Raw genomic sequence first — 18,154 nt, 5'->3', positions numbered from 1 at the left:
CCTTGCTCTACCCTCGGTCGCCGCATGCCCACCACCGCCGCCGCTCCCACCACCACGCGCACCGACCTGCGCAACGTCGCGATCGTCGCCCACGTCGATCACGGCAAGACCACGCTGGTCGACGCGATGCTCCACCAGGCCGGCACGTTCCGGGCCAACCAGGACGTGGCCGACCGCGTCATGGACTCCATGGACCTCGAGCGCGAGAAGGGCATCACGATCCTCGCGAAGAACACCTCGGTCCAGTACCGGGACGTCAAGCTCAACATCATCGACACGCCGGGGCACGCCGACTTCGGCGGCGAGGTCGAGCGCGGCCTGACCATGGTCGACGGCGTGCTGCTGCTCGTCGACGCCAGCGAGGGACCGCTCCCCCAGACGCGCTTCGTCCTGCGCAAGGCGCTCTCCGGGCGCCTGCCGGTCATCCTCGTCATCAACAAGGTGGACCGCGACGACGCCCGGATCAAGGAGGTCGTCGACGAGGTGTACGACCTGTTCCTGGACCTCGACGCCGACGAGTCGCAGATCGAGTTCCCGATCGTCTACACCAACGCCAAGGAGGGCTGGGCCAGCCTCGAGCTCGACGGCGACCACGCCGTGCCCGGCACCGACCTCAAGCCCCTCATGGACCTGCTGGTCCAGACCATCCCGGCGCCCGAGTACGAGGAGGGCCACCCGCTGCAGGCGCTGGTCACGAACCTCGACGCCTCGCCGTACGTGGGCCGCCTCGCCATCTGCCGGATCAAGGAGGGCACGGTGCGCAAGGGCCAGGAGATCGCGTGGTGTCGCGCCGAACCGGCGGCCGACGGCTCGCAGCGGATCGAGCGCGCCAAGGTCACCGAGCTGTACGTGACCGACGGCCTCGAGCGGGTGGACGCCGCCGAGGCGGGGCCCGGGGAGATCGTGGCCATCGCCGGACTGCCCGAGGTCACCATCGGCGAGACCATCGCCGACCTCGGCGACCCGCGTCCGCTGCCGGTCATCCGCGTCGACGAGCCGTCGCTCAGCGTCACGATCGGCATCAACACCTCCCCGCTCGCCGGCCAGGACGGCAAGTTCCTCACCGCACGCCAGGTCAAGGACCGGCTGGACCGCGAGCTGATCGGCAACGTGTCGCTGCGCGTGCACACCACCGAGCGTCCCGACACCTGGGAGGTGCAGGGTCGCGGCGAGCTCCAGCTCGCGGTGCTCGTGGAGATGATGCGCCGCGAGGGCTACGAGCTGACCGTGGGCAAGCCGCAGGTCGTCACGCGCGAGGTCGACGGCAAGACCCACGAGCCGATCGAGCGCATGACCATCGACGTCCCGGAGGACTACGTCGGCGTCGTCACCCAGCTCCTGGCGCTGCGCAAGGGCCGCATGGAGCAGATGATCAACCACGGGACCGGCTGGGTGCGGATGGACTACCTGGTGCCGGCGCGCGGGCTCATCGGCTTCCGCACGGAGTTCCTCACCGAGACCCGCGGCACGGGGCTGATGCACCACGTCTTCGAGCGCTACGAGCCGTGGCAGGGCGAGATCCGGACCCGTCCGTCCGGCTCGCTCGTCGCGGACCGGCGCGGACCGGTGACGTCGTTCTCCTGCTTCAACCTGCAGGAGCGTGGCGTGCTGTTCGTCAGCCCCGGCGACGAGGTCTACGAGGGCATGATCGTCGGCGAGAACTCCCGTGCCGACGACCTGGACGTCAACGCGGTCCGTGAGAAGCACCTCAACAACATCCGCTCGTCGACCGCCGAGGAGCTCGTCAGGCTGACGCCGGCGAAGCCCCTGTCCCTCGACGGGGCGATGGAGTTCCTGCGCGAGGACGAGTGCGTGGAGGTCACCCCGAAGCACGTGCGGCTGCGCAAGGTCCACCTGGCGCAGAACGATCGCGTGCGGGCGGCACGTCAGGCCCGCAACGCCGAGAAGTCCTGAGGTCGCGCGGCGCCGCGGGGGCGGCGCCGATCGCTCGCCGGTGAGGTCGCGTCCCGCGGGACGCGACGAGGACTACTCGTCGTCGATGCCGGCCGCGAACTTCTCGTTGGCCTGCCGCTCGCCCAGACCCTGGGCGACCGCGAAGCCGATCAGCACGTGCGCGAGAGCGGGGAACGCGACGAAGAAGACGGCCACGAGGCCGATGGTGGCGGAGACGTCGCTCATTGCGATCATGATGTCGCGATCCTATCTCAGAGGCTGCGCGCGAAGGCGTCAGGCCGGATAGCTCTCGGCGCCCAGATCGGCGGCACTGACGGACTCCCCGCTGCGGATCAGCTCGCGAGCGCGCTCGAGATCGTCGAGCCCTCCGACGCTGAGCGCCCCGCGGACGACCCCACCGTCGAGGTAGTAGATCGCGAAGGCCCCGTCGGCGATGGCGCCGACGACCGCCTCCTCGTTCCACGAGCGGGCCGGCCCCACGTACTCGAGCGAGACCCAGTCCGCGAGGTCGCTGAAGAAGTACGGGACGGTGTCGTAGGGCACGTCCTGACCGAGCATGTTGCGGGCGGCCGTGGCGCCCTGGGACATCGCGACGTCCTCGTGCTCGATGCGCAGGACCGTGTCGTGGACGACGCTCTGGTACTCGGCCATGTCCCCCGCCGCGTAGACGTGCGGCGCGGAGGTTCGCAGGTGGGTGTCGCACAGCACGCCCCCCGCCTCGCCCAGCGTCAGCCCGGCCTTGCGGGCAAGCATCACGTCGGGCGTGGCGCCGACCCCGCACACGACGAGATCGGCCGGCAGTTCCCGCCCGTTGCCGGTGCGCACCGTCGTCACCCGCTCACCGTCACCCTCGAAGGCGGCGATCTCGTCGCTGCCGAAGATCTCCACGCCGTGGCTCTCGAGCACGTCGCGGAAGAAGACGCCCGCGCGCAGGCCGAAGCCCGTGGAGAGCGGCTCGGCCTCCTGCAGGACGATCGCGACCCGCTTGCCCATCGCGGTGAGGGACGCCGCGACCTCGCAGCCGATGTAGCTCCCGCCGATGCACACGATGCGTTCGGCGTCCTGGGCGTCGGCACGAATGGCATCGGCGTTGCCGAGCGCCCGCACGTAGTGGATGCCGTCGAGGCCGGAGCCGTCGACGCCCCCGAGCCGGCGGACCATCGCCCCGGTGGCGATCAGCGCCTCGCCGTAGGAGACCGTCTCCTTCGTCGAGAGCGACGCCTCCCGGGCCTCGGTGTCCAGCGCCATCACGCTGGTGCGCGTCAGCAGTTCGACGTCGTGCTCCGCGTACCAGTCGGCCGGGTGGGCGTGCGCGTCCTCCTTGGACTCCTTGCCCTGGAGGTACCCCTTCGTCGCCGGCGGGCGGTGGTACGGGGGGTCGAGCTCACGGCCGACGATCGTGATCGTCCCCGTCGCGCCCTCCTCCCGCAGGGTCGCGGCGGCCGTCGCCGAAGCGATCCCGCCGCCGATGAGCAGGTAGTCCACGTGCCGATCAGCCATGAGACCGATCGTGACACGGCCTCAGGCGCGGTGTCGTGCGGTCCGGCGGGACAGGACCACCGGCGGGGCTCAGGGCGTGACGAGCCCGGCGAAGATCTCGCGGTCCAGCGCCGACAGCGCGTCCACCGCGTCGGCGTCACCGTCGGGGTGCCCGAGCAGCTCGTCGAACGTCAGCGGCGCGAAGCGATCAGCGGCGTCGGGGTCCTCCGCCGGGGCGAGGTTCCGGATCAGCGTCTGGAGCTGGGGATCCATGCGTCCTCCTTGGGGTGAGGGGTGGGGGCCATCGACGTTCGCAGCCCCGGGCCTCGACGTGAACCGCGTTCCCCCCGGTCGGGGGGGGTCAACGCCGCAGGGTGAGGGCGCGCTCGTCGGCCCGCGGGTCCCCACCCTGCGTGGTCGCCCGCAGGGAGACGGGTACCGCGGCGCCGCGTGCGCGGCGACCGACCGCGCGACCCGTCCTCGTGAGGACCAGCGTGAGCGTCGCCGAGTAGCGGGCTGGCACCTGTGCGCGCAAGGTGGCGAGCACCGCCCGGCCGCGCCGCAGGCGGATCAGGCTCACGCAACGAGCGTCCGCGGGCCCGTCGCAACGGACGCGGACCGGCACGGTGCGACCCGACCGGGACACGCGCAAGCGCGTCGAACGCAGCACCAGGCGCACCGGTTGCGCTGCCGGATCCCCGCCCGCCGCGGCCCCCGGATCGTCGGCCCCGCCCGGGGCGCCGGGCCGCTCGGCGGGCAGCGTACGGCCGGTGCAGTCCGCCCGGGCCAGCGGGTCGGCGGGACCGCCACGCAGCAGCGCCGCGCGCACCCAGGCCAGGGCCACCGGGTCGTAGAGGATCCCGAGGTGGTCGGCGAGGTCCGTCGTGCACTGGTCCTGCAGCACGACGTTCCCGACGGTCGGACCGCGCAACGCCTGTGAGTCGGGCGGGGTCACGACCTCGTCGTAGGTGGTCGTGACGACCGTGTGGTCGTGCTCGGAGGGGGCCTCGGGCGCAGCGTTCGCGCGCGTCAGGAAGGCCGACCCTGCCTGCTGGTCGGCGCATGCGGCGCACCCCAGCGTGGCGACGAGGGACGCGAGCGGCAACGTGGTGCCGTGGTGCGAGGGCGCCAGGCCGACGATGTCCTGCGTGCGGTGGTGGAACCCGCGGCTCTTCACCGTCCAGCGGGCGAGCAGACCACCCTGGCTGTGGCCCACGAAGCTGACCCGCGGGGCGGCCGTCGCGTCGAGCACCTGCCGCGTGAACGCCGCCAGCTCGTCGGCCGATGCGTCGACGGCCCGGGTCCCGCGATCCCCGTAGTCCAGCGCGAACACGCAGAAGCCGTCCTGCTGCAGCAGCGGCGCGAGCACGCCCCAGCTGGACGTGCTGTCCATGAATGTGCCGTGCACGAGGATCACGGGCGGACGGTCGGCGCGCGGACGGCAGCCGGCGTCGTTCACCCCGGTCAGCGCCGGCCCGAACGACGGCAGCGGCGCCGCTGCGGCGCCGGCCGCCGGCGTCGATGCGGTACCGAGGAACAGGAGCGCCCCGAGCACCCACGCGACCGGCTGGCGCATCCCCGGCTTCATGCGACACAGCGTAGCGGCGCCCCATCGCCCCGGATACTGGTCGCCGGCCCACTACGCTGCCCCCTCCATGACCGGTCCAGCCCACGCGCCCATCGTCACCCGCACCGCCTCCCGCCGGCTCGTCGGGGTCGCCGGGATCCTGGGCATGACGCTCAGCGGCTTCTTCGTGCTCGCGGCGGCCGGGCTCGAGAGCGGGCCGGTGATCTTCGTGCTCGCGGTCCTCATGGCCATCGCCCCCGTGCCGTTGCTGGCGGCGGGCGTCCTGTGGCTGGACCGCTTCGAGCCCGAGCCCCCGCGCGCGCTGTGGTTCACCTTCCTGTGGGGGGCGACGGTCGCCTGCTTCGTCGCGCTCATCCTCAACTCGGTCGGGGAGGTCGTCGTCGGCTCGAGCCTGGGCGCCGAGGCCGCCGAGGTGTACGGAGGGTCGATCAGCGCACCCGTCGTCGAGGAAGCCGCGAAGGGCGCCGCGATCTGGTTCCTGGTCCGCCGTCGCCGCACGGAGCTCGACGGGGTCCTGGACGGCATCGTCTACGCGGGCATGGTCGGGCTCGGGTTCGCCATGACGGAGAACGTCCTCTACTACGGGCGGGGGGCCGTGGAGGAGGGCCTCGTGGGCGCGGTGGTCACCTTCGTCCTGCGCGGGGTGATGAGCCCCTTCGCCCACCCCGTCTTCACCGCGGCGACCGGGATCGGGTTCGGGCTCGCGGCCCGCTCACGGCGGCGTTCGGTCCGGTTCCTGGCCCCGCTCCTCGGTCTGGGAGCGGCGATGGTGCTGCACTCGCTGTGGAACACGGCGGCCTCCACGGACGCCTTCTTCGGCGTGTACCTCCTGCTGATGGTGCCCGTCTTCTTCGCGATCCTGGGCATCGCCTGGCTCGATCGCCGACGCGAGGCCCGTGTCGTCCGCAGGCACCTCCCGAGCTACGTCGAGGCGGGGTGGCTGCCCGCCGGCGCGGTGGAGGAGCTGTCGTCGCTGCGTCGGCGGCGCCGGGCGCGCAAGGCGGCGAAGGCCACGGGCGGTCGGCGCGAGAAGCGCCGCGTCGCCGAACTCCAGCTCGTCGCGACGGAGCTGGCGTTCCTGCGCGACAAGCGCTCGCGCGGCCTGGTGGGTGAGGACTGGCAGGCCCGGGAGAGCGCGCAGCTCGACCGGCTCGCCGAGCTGCTGCGGCCGACCGCAGCGCAGACCGCCGTCTGAGCCGCACGGCCGGCGCTCTGCCTGATCGCCCGACGCGCCTCGACCCGCCGGCAGCGACCCGCGAAACCGGCCACACAGCGACTTCTCACGAACTTCTGGGGTTCCTCACGCGCTTCTCCGGGAACCTCAGGAAGGACCATGCCGTCGATCCACCCTCCGCGCGCGGCGAGCGGCGCGCACCGTCTGGCAGGACTCGATGCGCTGCGCGGCCTCGCCGCCGTGGCGATCGTCGTCCTGCACGTGTGGCTCTACACGACGACGACCAGCGCTGATCGCGACGGCCTCGACGAGGCCGTGATCCATCAGTTCCGCCTGGCGCTGACGCTCTTCTTCGTGCTGTCGGGCTACCTCCTGTACCGCGGCTGGGTCGCAGCGGTCATCGACGGCCGCCAGAGGCCCCGGATGGGGCGCTACGCGCTGTCGCGCGCGCGTCGCCTGGCCCCGGGGGCCTGGCTGTGCCTGGCGATCACCGCGCCGGTCCTGGTCCTGCTCGACGACGTCCGTGGCGTCGTGGTCCCCGACGCCCACCTCCTGCCGCTGTTCGCGGTGTTCGCGCAGGGGGTCCACCCGGAGACGCTCGCGCGTCTCAACCCGCCGATGTGGACGCTCACCGTCGAGGCGAGCTTCTATCTCGTCCTGCCGCTGCTCGGCGTCCTGGCAGCGCGGCTGGTGGGCTCGTCGCGCATCGCGCCGCGGACGGCGCTCATGGCCCCCGCCGTGCTGCTCGTGGTCCTCGGCACCGCCTGGAACGCGTGGCTCGCCCTGCGCCCCCAGGGTTCGGGGCTCCTACTCGCCTCGGCACTCCCGGCGCTGGCGCCGTGCTTCGCCGCGGGCATGGCCGCGGCGGTCCTCGCGCACGGCGCCACGCTGCGCCCTCGACACGTGCGGGCCCTGGCGATCCTCGGCGTGGCGGTCGTGGTAGCGGGCGGCTGGTGGCACGAGTCCGGGGCGGCAGGAACGTCCATCGCCGGCCGGGTGATCCGCGACTTCGGGGCCGCGGTGGGGTTCGCGGCCCTGGTCGTCACCGTCGCCCACGCCGCCCGCCCGGTGCGCCTGCTCTCCCGCGGTCCGCTCCCGTGGCTGGGCGAGCGCAGCTACGGCGTGTACCTGTGGCACATGCCGGTCATCTACGTGCTGCGCGGCGCCGGGGTCTTCCCCGAGGGGCGCACCACGGCCGCCGTGCTCGTCGTGTTCGCCCTGGTCGTCCCGATCGCGCACCTCTCGTGGACGCTCGTCGAGCGACCGGCCCTGCGCTGGTCGCCCCGCCGGCGTGGCGAGGCGAAGCCGCGACCACGCCCGGACCGGCCGAACCCGCGACCGGTCCGCGCCGGGACCGCCGCCACGCGGCGCCCCGGACACGAACCCCGCGTGGCCGGCGCCACGCGCGGCGCTTAGAGGGCGCCCAGGGCGGCCTGCAGCGTCGCGCTCGGACGCATCGACGCCGCGGCGAGCTCGGGATCGGGCCGGTAGTAGCCGCCGATGTCCACCGGCGACCCCTGCACGGCCGTCAGCTCCTGCACGATCGCCTGCTCGTCCGCGGCCAGGCGCTCTGCGAGCGGGGCGAACCTCGCCGCCAGCTCGGCGTCCTGCGACTGCGTCGCCAGCTCGTTCGCCCAGTACATCGCGAGGTAGAAGTGGCTGCCGCGGTTGTCGAGCTCCCCGGCCTTCCGTGACGGCGAGCGGCCCTCCTCGAGCACGCGACCGGTGGCGCGGTCGAGCGCGTCGCCCAGCACCTTCGCCCGAGCGTTGCCGGTGCGCTCGGCCAGGAACTCCAAGGAGACCGCGAGCGCCAGGAACTCACCGAGCGAGTCCCACCGCAGGTGGTTCTCCTTGACGAACTGCTGGACGTGCTTGGGGGCCGATCCGCCCGCGCCCGTCTCGAACAGGCCGCCGCCGTTCATCAGCGGGACGATCGACAGCATCTTGGCGCTCGTGCCGAGCTCGAGGATCGGGAACAGGTCCGTGAGGTAGTCGCGCAGGACGTTGCCGGTGACGGAGATCGTGTCCTCGCCGCGGCGCGCGCGCTCGAGCGTGAACCGCGTCGCCTCCCGCACGGGGAGGATCTCGATCTGCAGGCCGTCCGTGTCGAGCTGCTCCAGCGCGGGGCGGACCTTCTTCAGGAGCTCCGCGTCGTGCGGACGGGTCTCGTCCAGCCAGAACACCGCCGGAGCGCCGGTGGCCCGGGCGCGGGAGACGGCGAGCTTCACCCAGTCCTGGATCGGCGCGTCCTTCGCCTGGCACATGCGCCAGATGTCGCCCTCGGCGACCTCGTGCTCCAGCAGCGTGGCGCCGCTGCCGTCGACCACGCGCACGACTCCGGGTGCCGGGATCTCGAACGTCTTGTCGTGCGAGCCGTACTCCTCCGCCTTCTGCGCCATGAGCCCGACGTTCGGGGTCGTGCCCATCGTGGCCGGGTCGAACGCGCCGTGGGTGCGGCAGTGGTCGACCGTCTCGGCGTACAGCGCGGCGTACGAGGAGTCCGGGATGACGTACTTCGTGTCCTGCTGCTCACCCGCTGCGTTCCACATCTGGCCCGAGGAGCGGATCGCCGCCGGCATCGACGCGTCGATGATGACGTCGCTGGGCACGTGGAGGTTGGTGATCCCGCGGTCGGAGTCCACCATCGCCAGTGCTGGGCCCTCCGCGAGCGCGGCGTCGATCGACGCCTGCGCGGCGGGGTGGGCGCTGACGAGGCTCGCGAGTCCGTCGTTGGGGTTCGCGTCCGGGTACGCGGCGTAGAGGTCCGCGAAGTACGCGCGCACCGCGTGACCGAAGATGATCGGGTCGCTGACCTTCATCATCGTCGCCTTCAGGTGCACGGAGAACAGGACGCCCTGCTCCTTCGCCTCGGCGACCTGCTCCGCGAGGAACGCCCGCAGCGGCTCGCGGCGCATGACCGCGGCGTCGAGCACCTCACCGGCCAGCACCGGAGTGGTCTCCTTCAGCACCGTGACCGAGCCGTCGGCGGCGACGTGCTCGATCCGCACCTCCCCTTCCTGCTCGACCGTGACGGAGCGCTCGGTGGACCGGAAGTCCCCGTCGGCCATCGTGACGACGTGCGACTTCGAGTCCGGGGACCACGCGCCCATGGAGTGCGGGTGGGCCTTCGCGTAGGCCTTGACCGACGCGGGTGCGCGGCGGTCGGAGTTGCCCTCGCGCAGCACCGGGTTGACGGCACTGCCCTTCACCCGGTCGTAGCGGGCGCGCACGTCGCGCTGGGCGTCGTCGGAGGGCGACTCCGGGTAGTCGGGGATCGCGTACCCCTGCCCCTGCAGCTCGGTGATGGCGGCCTTGAGCTGCGGCACCGAGGCGCTGACGTTCGGCAGCTTGATGATGTTCGCGTCCGGCGTCTTGGCGAGCTCCCCGAGCTCCGCGAGCGCGTCGGGCACCTGCTGCTCGGGAGGCAGCACGTCGGGGAACTGGGCGAGGATCCGCCCGGCGAGGGAGATGTCGCGCAGCTCGACCTCGACGTCGGCGGCCGCGGCGAACGCCTCGACGATGGGCAGCAGCGACTGCGTGGCGAGCGCCGGCGCTTCGTCGGTGTGGGTGTAGATGATCTTCATGGGGTCCCGGGTTCGAGAACAGGTCAGCGAGGAGCCGACACGCTACCTGTCCGTGTCGCGACGGACAGGCCGCCCGGACCGCGACGCCCGCGGGGCTCAGTCGGTGATCGAGCGCTGATAGCGCGAGATCGCCAGCGGGGCGCAGACCGCGATGATCCCGACGACCCAGATCAGCGTGTAGAGCACCGGGTGCTGCAGCGACCACGGCCCGTCCACCGGCGCGATCCCGCCGGGATTCCCGAACAGGGAGCGAAGCCCGTCGGCGAGCGACGAGGTCGGGTTCCACTCCGCGATCGTCCTCAGCACGCCCGGCAGCGTCTGCGTCGGGACGAACGTGCTCGCGATGAACGTCAGCGGGAACAGGACGGTGAAGGTGACGCCCTGCACCGCCTCCGGGGAGGACAGCACGCTGCCCATCAGGACGCCCACCCAGATCATCGCGAACGAGAACGCGAACATGAGCCCGAACCCGCCGAGGGTGTCCAGCACCGAGCCGTTGGGCCGCCAGCCGACGAGCAGGCCGCACAGGGCCATCAGCACGATGGGCAGGATCGTCTTGATGACGTTCGCGAGCGCGTGGCCGCCGAGGACGGCGCCGCGGGCGATCGGCAGGGACCGGAAGCGATCGATCGCTCCATTGCCGCGGTCGGCCGCCAGTCCCATCGCGACGCCGAAGCACGTGAACACGATCGTCTGGGCGAAGATCCCGCCCATCAGGAACTCCTTGTAGTCGCCGCCGTCCGGCACCGCGATCGCGCCGCCGAACACGTAGGCGAACAGCAGCACGAACATGACCGGCTGGATCGTGACGTCGGCGAGGACCTCCGGCTGGCGTCGCATGTGCACGAGCCCGCGCCGGGCGATGACCCACACGTCCGACAGGGCCGACCCGGCCCGCGGGACGTCGCCGGGGGCCGCGGCGATCTCGGTGGGCCGCGGGGACTGGACGGCGCTCATCGGGCAGGCTCCTCGATCGCGGGCTCCCCGGCGGCGTCCGCCACCGGCTCGGCGGGCTTGCCGGTCAGGGTCAGGAAGACGTCGTCCAGCGACGGCTGGTGCAGGCCGAGATCCTCGACCTCGATCGCCTCGCCACGCAGGGCGAGCGCCAGCTCGGCGATCGCGCCGACGCCGGAGGAGCTGTGGGCGGTGACCCGCCTCGCGCCCTCGTCCACGATGGCCTCGTGACCGCTGACCCGCTCGACGAGCATCGCGACGGCGGGCAGGTCCTCCCGCCGGACCGGGATGACCTCGAGCTGGTCGCCCCCGATCTGGCGCTTGAGCGAGCGGGCGTCGCCGCGGGCGATCACGAGCCCGTGGTCGATCACGACGATCTCCTTGGCCAGCCGGTCGGCCTCCTCGAGGTACTGGGTGGTCAGCAGCAGCGTCGAGCCGCCGTCCACGAGGCGGTCGAGCACGTCCCAGAGGTCGTTGCGCGCGCGAGGGTCGAGCCCGGTGGTCGGCTCGTCCAGGAACAGGACGTCGGGACGTGCGACGAGCGTCGCCGCGAGGTCGAGGCGACGCCGCATGCCGCCGGAGTAGTCCTTGGCCAGGCGGTCCCGCGCGTCGACGAGCGTGAACTGCCCCAGCAGCTCGTCGGCCCGCGCCCGCGCGCGACGACGACCCAGGTGGTGGAGCTCACCGATCATCACGAGGTTCTCGCGGCCGGTGAGCAGCCCGTCGACGGTGGCGTCCTGCGCGGCGAGGCCGATCCGTCGGCGGACCTCGGTCGACTGGGTGGCGACGTCGAAGCCCGCGACCTCAGCGGTGCCCGACGTGGCCGACGAGAGCGTCGTGAGGATGCGGACGGCGGTGGTCTTGCCGGCGCCGTTGGGACCGAGGACCCCGCAGACCGAACCGGTCGGGACCTCGAGATCGACGCCGCCCAGCGCCGTCGTCTCGCCGTAGCGCTTGACGAGGCCGGTCGCCCGGATGGCGGGTGGGGTCATGCCGGGCATCGAAGCACACCGATCGCTCCGAGACCACGGTCACCGACCGGCCGGCCGGAGCGCCCAGCGCGACCGGGTGCTGTCGGCGGCGGTCCTGGGCGCCGAACCGCCGCGAGCGGTGCAGGCGCGCGGTGCAGGACACGGTCGACGAGACCTCCTACTCGCGCTGCTCACCGGCGGGCCGGACGACACGTGGGGGCCGAGCGCTTCAGGCGCACGGTGCGACCGTCCTCGAGCCGCACGCGGGCACGCAGCGCGCCGCGCCCCTGCCGCAGGGACCGCTTCGACAGCACGAGGCGGCGGGTCGCGAGCCGCGTCGTGAGCCGGCGGGCGCCGCGCCGCAGTTCGCCGCCGAGGACCGAGCCGAGATCCCCGCGGAGCTCCACGCGAAGACGACCCGACCCGATGCAGCGGCGCACGAGGCGCGCGTCGACCTCGCGCAGGAACACCGGGATGTCGGCCAGCGGGGTGGCGACCTCGACGGTCTGGCCGCCGGAGCGGACCGGGCCGACCGGGATGAGCTGGCCGTCCTCCCCCACCCGGACCTGCTGCCAGCGGTCCCCGGCGGGGAGGGGTACGCGGCGCGACGTCGCCCCGGGCTCGAGGACCGGCGCGACCAGGATGTCGCGGCCGAGCGTCCAGGCGTCCTTCACCGACCGCAGGCGGGGATCGGAGAGCACGAGCGGGCGGACAGGACCCACCGTCCCGTCGCGTGCGGCGCGACGGGACCACCGGTCGACCAGGTCGATCAGGCGCATCTTCGCGCGGGAGTACCGGCGGTAGACGTCCAGGCCCTCGTCGCCGGCGTCCCACGGGAACACGGACTTCTTGCCCGTCGAGTTGTGGATGCGGCTGACGGCGGTGAACGAGGCGAGCTGCGACCACCGGGCGAACAGCTCGGGGGTCGTGCGGGGCGCGACGATGTCGAGGTAGCCGCCGACGTCGGTCGTGAACGCGCCGGAGCCCGTCAGCGCCAGGTTCAGCATCGCCGGCACCACGCTGCCGATGCCGCTGGCGGGGGACCAGTCCGTGGACTCGTCGCCGGGGAACACGCCGCTCGTCGCCCCGGCGACGCCCGTGTGCCCGCTGCGGACGTAGAACCACGGCTCGTAGTCCGGACCGCGCTCGCGACGCTGCTCGTCGATCGCCCAGCGCCCGGCCCGGTGGTAGTGGACCGGGTAGGCGTTGTGCGCGAACTGCGGCGGCACTCCGTCGGCCTGGGTCATGCCCTCCGTGATCAGCTCGCCGAAGTCCTCCATGAAGCCCTCGAACCCGAGGTCGGCGTGACGGTCGAGCTGCGTCTTCCAGAACTCACGCGCCCCGGGGCGGGTGAAGTCGATGAGGTTGGCGGGGTTGTTGCGGTTGGTGATGAGCGTGTACGGGCGCCCGGTCACCGCGTCGCGCACGAAGAGGTCGGCGGTGCTCGCCGCCGCGTACCCCTTCCCCTGCTGCGCGGTGAACGGGTTCCAGTACGCGCTCAGGCGGAAGCCCTGCTTGCGCAGGCCGTGGAAGTACGCCTTGGCCTCGGGACCCTCCTCGTCCAGGACCTTGTGCCAGCCCTCGATCCCGATCACCCCGATCGGCAGCCGATGACGCTTGGTCTCCTGCGCGATCTCGTCGAGGTCGCGCTTCACGCGCGGCCCGCCGTCGAAGCGCGCGCCGTTCGGAGCGGCCTCGCCCTCCCCCTCGTTGAGCACGTCGATCTGCGGCTCGTACACCCAGCGCGGCGGGCTCGGCGCCCGCCCCTCGCGGGCCGTGTAGGCGCGCGACGCCTCCTCGAGGCCACCCCCGGCGAGCGTGAGGCCGACCTTCGGCGACGCCACGCCCCAGCGCACGGCGTCGGACCGTGACGCGGCGAGGTCCAGCCGCTGCAGCGCCGTGCCGTCGACCCACGCCGCCCAGCCGCGCGAGCCCAGCAGCGCCGGGACCACGTAGTAGGCGGCCTGCGCGCCGTTGGGGAACGTGTACTGCGGCTCGATCGCGTTGCCGACCGCGTCGAGGCGCTCGTCGGAGAGGTTCTGCTGCTCGACCCACACGTTGCGCAGGCGCCCGCGCTGATCGAAGGCGTCCTTGCGGGCCCCCAGCCCGTAGAGCCCCTCGCCGTCCGGCGAGGCGAGCGTGAACATCGTCGAGACGACGGGCAGCTCCGGCGGGGCCTCGATCTCGAGGTGCGTCCCGTCGACCCGCGCGCGACCGGACACGCCCGCCGTGGTCTCCAGCGCGTAGGTCCCGTCGCCCGTGGCGCGAGCGGCGGTCACCGCGACCACGCCACCGGCCTCCGCACCGAACAGGCGGTTGCCGCTGAAGAACGACACCGGGAAGGTCGAGCCCGCGCGGGCGCCCAGGACCCACCCGAGCGCCGGGAAGGCACCGGCCGCGCCGAAGGGCTCCACGGGCAGCGGGCCGTCGGCACCCGGCGGGCGGACCGGGACGCCGCCGGTCCCGCGGATCGTCGAGAGCTCGACGCGACCGCCGTCGCCGACGAGCTCGATCGCGAAACCCCCCTCGTTCGAGAACCGCAGCTCGGCGGCCGTGGCGACGGGGGCGAGAGTGGCCGGCGCGAGACCCAGCACCAGACCGACGAGAACGGCGCGCATCGTGAACACGGGGCGCGAGTCTGCCACCTCCCGGCGAACACGGGTCCCGCAACGACGAGGGGCCCGGTCTCCCGGGCCCCTCGTGATCCTGCTGAAGCGTCGTGGTCAGACGGCGCGGACGTTGACGGCCTTCGGGCCCTTGTCGCCCGGCTCGGCGTCGAACTCGACCTTCGCGCCCTCGGCGAGGGTGCGGAAGCCGTCAGCCTGGATCGCGCTGTGATGCACGAACAGGTCCTTGCCCGGGTCGTCCGGCGTGATGAAGCCGAAGCCCTTGTCGTCGCTGAACCACTTGACGGTTCCTGTGGCCATTGTGGGTACCTCCACGGGTGGGGTCTGTGCTGCGCGCGAAGGTGCAAATGAAGCAACGACGGGCCCGGCACTACTTGGTGTACGCCCGGCACGGTGCCGGGCTTGTTCGAGCGGAACGCTACCAGCACACGCCCCCCCGATTGCAAGGAACTTCACGAACGCGTCGCGGACGATGCCGACCACGAGGGGCTCGACGGGGTCGGTGTCGTACCGTGGCGGGCGTGGATCTCGTCGCCGGTCGCCCGAACATCGAGCTGCGACCGGCGTCGTCCGGAGGCCAGTTGGTGGTGCTGGCGTTCCCCTACCGCGCGGAGATCGTGGACGCCGTCCGGCGCATCCCGGACCGCCGCTTCGACTGGGACAGCAAGGAGTGGTCCGCGCCCGCGAGCGACTGGGCCGGAGCGCACGTCGCCGACCTGATCGCACGGTTCCCCGAGCTCGAGCCGAGCGCCGACGTCACCGCCTGGCTGCAGGGCGTCGCGACGCGCTGGACCGGCACGGTGACCGCGGTCGAGCACGAGGGAGGCCCGGCGTTCCGGCTCACGACCCGGCTCGGGACCCTGCCCGGCGCCATCGCCCGCCACGCGACCGAGGTCGGCCTGCACCGCCACCTCGCGCCGTGCAACGCGGAGGTCGCGGAGGCGCTGCTCGAGGAACGCGGCGCGCGCCTCGACGGACGGGCCACCCGCTGCGCGACCTACGCGCGCGTGGATCTGACCCCGCCTCCCGCCACCCTCACGCTGGTCCCGAGCGTCGACGGGCCGAAGCTCCGCCTCGACGTCCTGTGGCGCGCCGAGCTCGCCCCCGCGTTCCTCGAGCTTCCCGGCGCGGACATCGCGACCGGCACCCTGCCCGCCGACCCCTACGTCGCCGCGGACCTCGATGCGTTCTGCGCCGAGCACGACGTGACCGCCAGCGCGCCGGCCGTCCCCGTGCTGGAGGACATGCGTGCCGTGCACGCCTCGGCGCAGAGCGCCGTCGAACGCAGCCGGGCGCAGGACGCCGAACCGCTGGAGCCGGCCCCGGATCTGGGTGGCGTCCTGCGCCCGTTCCAGGTTGCCGGGGTCCGCTACCTCCTGGAGCGACGCCGCGCCTTCCTCGCCGACGAGCAGGGCCTCGGCAAGACCGTCCAGGCCCTCGCGACCCTCGAGGTGGACGGCGCTTTCCCCGCGGTCGTCGTGTGCCCGGCGAGCATGAAGCTCACCTGGGAGCGGGAGGCCGCGATCTGGCTGCCGCACCGCAGCAGCCAGGTGCTCGAGGGCCGGTCCGGCGCGATCGGACGCCACGACCTCACCATCGTCAACTACGACATCGTCGATGCGCACGCGACCGCGCTGGGTCGCCTCGGTCCACGCGCGCTCGTGCTCGACGAGTGCCACTACGTGAAGAACCCGCGGGCCAAGCGGACCCGTGCCGTCCGTCGCCTCGCCGAGTCGCTCCCGAAGGACGGGTTGCGGCTGGGCCTCTCCGGGACCCCGGTCCTGAACCACCCGGACGAGCTCATCTCCCAGCTTCGCGTCCTCGGGCGCCTGAACGAGTTCGGCAGCGGGGCGCGGTTCCACCGGCTGTTCGAGGGCTCCGAACGGGAGGCCCGGCTGCACTGGCACCTGCGCAGGAGCTGCTTCGTGCGACGCCTCAAGCGCGACGTCCTGCCCCAGCTCCCCGAGAAGGAGCGCGTGCTGGTGCCGGTCGAGCTGACCAACCGCGAGGAGTACCGCCGCGCGGAGGAGGACGTCATCGCCTGGCTGCGCGAGCAGCCGCTGGACCTCCGCGAGCTCGAGGCGAAGATCGCGGCGACGCTCCGGGCCGAGCGCTTGGCGCAGCTCGGCACGCTGCGGCGTCTCGCCGCCCACGGCAAGCTCGCGGCAGCCCTGTCCTGGATCTCGGACTTCCGTCAGTCGGAGGAGGCGCTGGTGGTCTTCGCCCACCACGTCGACATCCTCGAGGCATTGGTCGCCCGGCACCCCGAGGCGCTCCACCTGCTCGGCCGGGACAGCGCGCGAGCGCGCGAGGACGCCGTGGCGGCCTTCCAGGACCCCGAGGGCCCGGGCCTGCTGATCGCGTCGACCGGCGTCGCGGCGCAGGGCATCACGCTCACCCGCGCCTCGCACGTCGCGTTCCTGGAGCTCGAGTGGACGCCCGCGATGATGGACCAGGCCGAGGACCGCCTGCACCGCATCGGCCAGCGCGACGCGGTGACCGCGTGGTACCTGCTGGCCGCCCACACGATCGACGAGGACACGTCCCGCGTGCTCGAACGCAAGCGCGGACTGGTCGGCGCCGTCACCGACGGTCTCGCCGACGAGAGCGAGGCGACGGTCGATGCCGTGGTCCGCGCGCTGCGGGAGCGGCCGGCCTTCAAACGGCTGCGCGCCGTCGGCGGCTGACGCCCGATCGGTCCCCATCCGGTCTCACCCCCTTGATCCTGGTGCGGCGACGTAGTGGGATGGGTGTCATGGGTGAACGTGACGCCTTCGGGCGGGACAAGGACGAGAACCCGCTGGAGTCGCTCGGCTGGACGCGGGGGGACCCCTCCGCGTCGAGGCCCACACCGGCACCGCACCCCACCCCGGCCCCGCGGCCCGATGCGGCCGGGCACGAGTCCCTGCCGGGGATGACGGCGGACGTCAACCACGACGGCATCCCCGGCACCCATGCGCCACCCGGCCGGACCTTCCCCGAGTTCCGTACGGGCACGACGACCACGGTGCGCACCGTCTCGGCCGGGTCGGCCGGGCGTCTCGTGCGGGTCGTGATCCTGCTCAGCATCGGCATCGCGGTCCTCGCCGGGGCCGCCGGCAGCCTCGTGGATCGCGCCTCGGACGAGATCAGCAAGGCGATCGACGACGCCTCACCGTCCCCGGTCACCCCGTCTCCGGCTGTCCCCGCGACGCCCGGATCCCCGGCGACCCCGGCCACCCCCGCGGCCCCGGCCGCTGCGCCATCGGAGCCCCCCGTCGGCCTCGGGCGAGGATCCCTGCTGCTGCGGTCGAACTTCGCCACGGCCATGAAGCGCCTGCGCACCGGCGGGTACGGCCGCCTCACGAACCTCCGTGTCGCCCCCGACCGCATCGACGCGACGATGCTGACGCAGGGCGGGCGCCTGCGGCAGGTCCAGGTCCAGCCCGGCGGGAAGGTGCGGGTGTTCGGCACGAGCGGCCCGGGCTTCGCGGGCAAGGACACGATGTCGATCGCCGGCATCAACACCGCCGCCCCGGCGCGACTGACGAAGAGCGGCGCCGGCCGGCTCAAGCAGCCCGCGTCCAAGATCAACTACCTCGTGTACACGCAGACCTTCGGCACCGACCTCCGGTGGTACGCCTTCTTCAAGGGCGGCCAGACGTTCGGGGCCGACAGCCGGGGCCGCATCACGCGGCGCATCAACTGACCGACGTCACCCGCGGCGCAGGCAGGTGGTGGCGACCCAGCGGCCCGGCGTCCCGGACCGCTGCAGCGGGAACGCCAGGTCCGGGGTCGCGGCCCACATCGGAGCCGGGACGTCGGTCGAGACCCAGCCGGGCGGCCACGCCGAGACGTCGCAGTCCTCCAGGACCGCCAGGAGT

Annotated in this window: 14 protein-coding genes; 5 read left to right on the top strand and 9 right to left on the bottom strand. The window is 72.9% G+C overall.

Features of this window, described 5'->3' with window-relative positions; genetic code table 11:
- The first annotated feature begins 24 nt into the window (after window positions 1-24).
- Window positions 25-1,914, top strand: coding sequence for a translational GTPase TypA (gene typA, locus ABYE80_RS03040; protein WP_372788567.1), 1,890 nt, complete (start codon window positions 25-27; stop codon window positions 1,912-1,914).
- Window positions 1,915-1,986: 72 nt separating this feature from the next.
- Here typA and ABYE80_RS03035 read toward each other — a convergent pair whose 3' ends face one another.
- The 4 genes from ABYE80_RS03035 to ABYE80_RS03020 form a co-directional block, all read right to left on the bottom strand.
- Complete coding sequence (locus ABYE80_RS03035) at window positions 1,987-2,148, bottom strand: hypothetical protein (protein ID WP_372788566.1); 162 nt, start codon at window positions 2,146-2,148, stop codon at window positions 1,987-1,989.
- A gap of 39 nt (window positions 2,149-2,187) precedes the next feature.
- Window positions 2,188-3,414, bottom strand: a complete 1,227-nt coding sequence (locus ABYE80_RS03030; RefSeq protein ID WP_372788564.1) for an NAD(P)/FAD-dependent oxidoreductase — start codon at window positions 3,412-3,414, stop codon at window positions 2,188-2,190.
- A 69-nt stretch (window positions 3,415-3,483) separates the two neighbouring features.
- Complete coding sequence (locus ABYE80_RS03025; RefSeq protein ID WP_372788563.1) at window positions 3,484-3,666, bottom strand: hypothetical protein; 183 nt, start codon at window positions 3,664-3,666, stop codon at window positions 3,484-3,486.
- A gap of 88 nt (window positions 3,667-3,754) precedes the next feature.
- Window positions 3,755-4,981, bottom strand: coding sequence for an esterase/lipase family protein (locus ABYE80_RS03020; protein ID WP_372788562.1), 1,227 nt, complete (start codon window positions 4,979-4,981; stop codon window positions 3,755-3,757).
- A gap of 67 nt (window positions 4,982-5,048) precedes the next feature.
- Between ABYE80_RS03020 and ABYE80_RS03015 the strand changes: the two genes are divergently transcribed.
- Together ABYE80_RS03015 and ABYE80_RS03010 are read left to right on the top strand one after the other, a co-directional pair.
- Window positions 5,049-6,176 (top strand): PrsW family intramembrane metalloprotease, encoded by a 1,128-nt coding sequence (locus ABYE80_RS03015; RefSeq protein ID WP_372788561.1) that lies wholly within the window; start codon window positions 5,049-5,051, stop codon window positions 6,174-6,176.
- 138 nt (window positions 6,177-6,314) lie between these two features.
- Complete coding sequence (locus ABYE80_RS03010) at window positions 6,315-7,571, top strand: acyltransferase family protein (RefSeq protein ID WP_372788559.1); 1,257 nt, start codon at window positions 6,315-6,317, stop codon at window positions 7,569-7,571.
- Here ABYE80_RS03010 and ABYE80_RS03005 read toward each other — a convergent pair.
- From ABYE80_RS03005 to ABYE80_RS02985, 5 genes are all read right to left on the bottom strand, one after another.
- Complete coding sequence (locus tag ABYE80_RS03005) at window positions 7,568-9,739, bottom strand: NADP-dependent isocitrate dehydrogenase (RefSeq protein ID WP_372788558.1); 2,172 nt, start codon at window positions 9,737-9,739, stop codon at window positions 7,568-7,570. The genes ABYE80_RS03010 and ABYE80_RS03005 overlap by 4 nt on opposite strands.
- Before the next feature lie 96 nt (window positions 9,740-9,835).
- Complete coding sequence (locus ABYE80_RS03000; RefSeq protein WP_372788556.1) at window positions 9,836-10,696, bottom strand: ABC transporter permease; 861 nt, start codon at window positions 10,694-10,696, stop codon at window positions 9,836-9,838.
- A complete protein-coding gene (locus ABYE80_RS02995) occupies window positions 10,693-11,685 on the bottom strand; it encodes an ATP-binding cassette domain-containing protein (RefSeq protein WP_372788555.1) in 993 nt (330 codons plus the stop codon). The genes ABYE80_RS03000 and ABYE80_RS02995 overlap by 4 nt, the downstream gene beginning before the upstream one ends.
- A gap of 170 nt (window positions 11,686-11,855) precedes the next feature.
- Window positions 11,856-14,282, bottom strand: a complete 2,427-nt coding sequence (locus ABYE80_RS02990) for a TIM-barrel domain-containing protein (protein ID WP_372788553.1) — start codon at window positions 14,280-14,282, stop codon at window positions 11,856-11,858.
- Between the two features lie 105 nt (window positions 14,283-14,387).
- Complete coding sequence (locus tag ABYE80_RS02985) at window positions 14,388-14,591, bottom strand: cold-shock protein (RefSeq protein ID WP_372788552.1); 204 nt, start codon at window positions 14,589-14,591, stop codon at window positions 14,388-14,390.
- A gap of 221 nt (window positions 14,592-14,812) precedes the next feature.
- On the opposite strand from ABYE80_RS02985, the gene ABYE80_RS02980 reads away from it, so the two are divergent.
- On the top strand, window positions 14,813-16,978 hold the full coding sequence (locus tag ABYE80_RS02980) for a DEAD/DEAH box helicase (protein WP_372788551.1): 2,166 nt from the start codon (window positions 14,813-14,815) through the stop codon (window positions 16,976-16,978).
- A 68-nt stretch (window positions 16,979-17,046) separates the two neighbouring features.
- Window positions 17,047-17,979 (top strand): hypothetical protein, encoded by a 933-nt coding sequence (locus tag ABYE80_RS02975; RefSeq protein ID WP_372788550.1) that lies wholly within the window; start codon window positions 17,047-17,049, stop codon window positions 17,977-17,979.
- The last annotated feature ends 175 nt before the right edge of the window (window positions 17,980-18,154 follow it).

This window comes from Paraconexibacter sp., assembly GCF_041602235.1.
Taxonomy (GTDB): domain Bacteria; phylum Actinomycetota; class Thermoleophilia; order Solirubrobacterales; family Solirubrobacteraceae; genus Paraconexibacter.
This window is presented reverse-complemented; position numbering and strand designations above follow the sequence as displayed.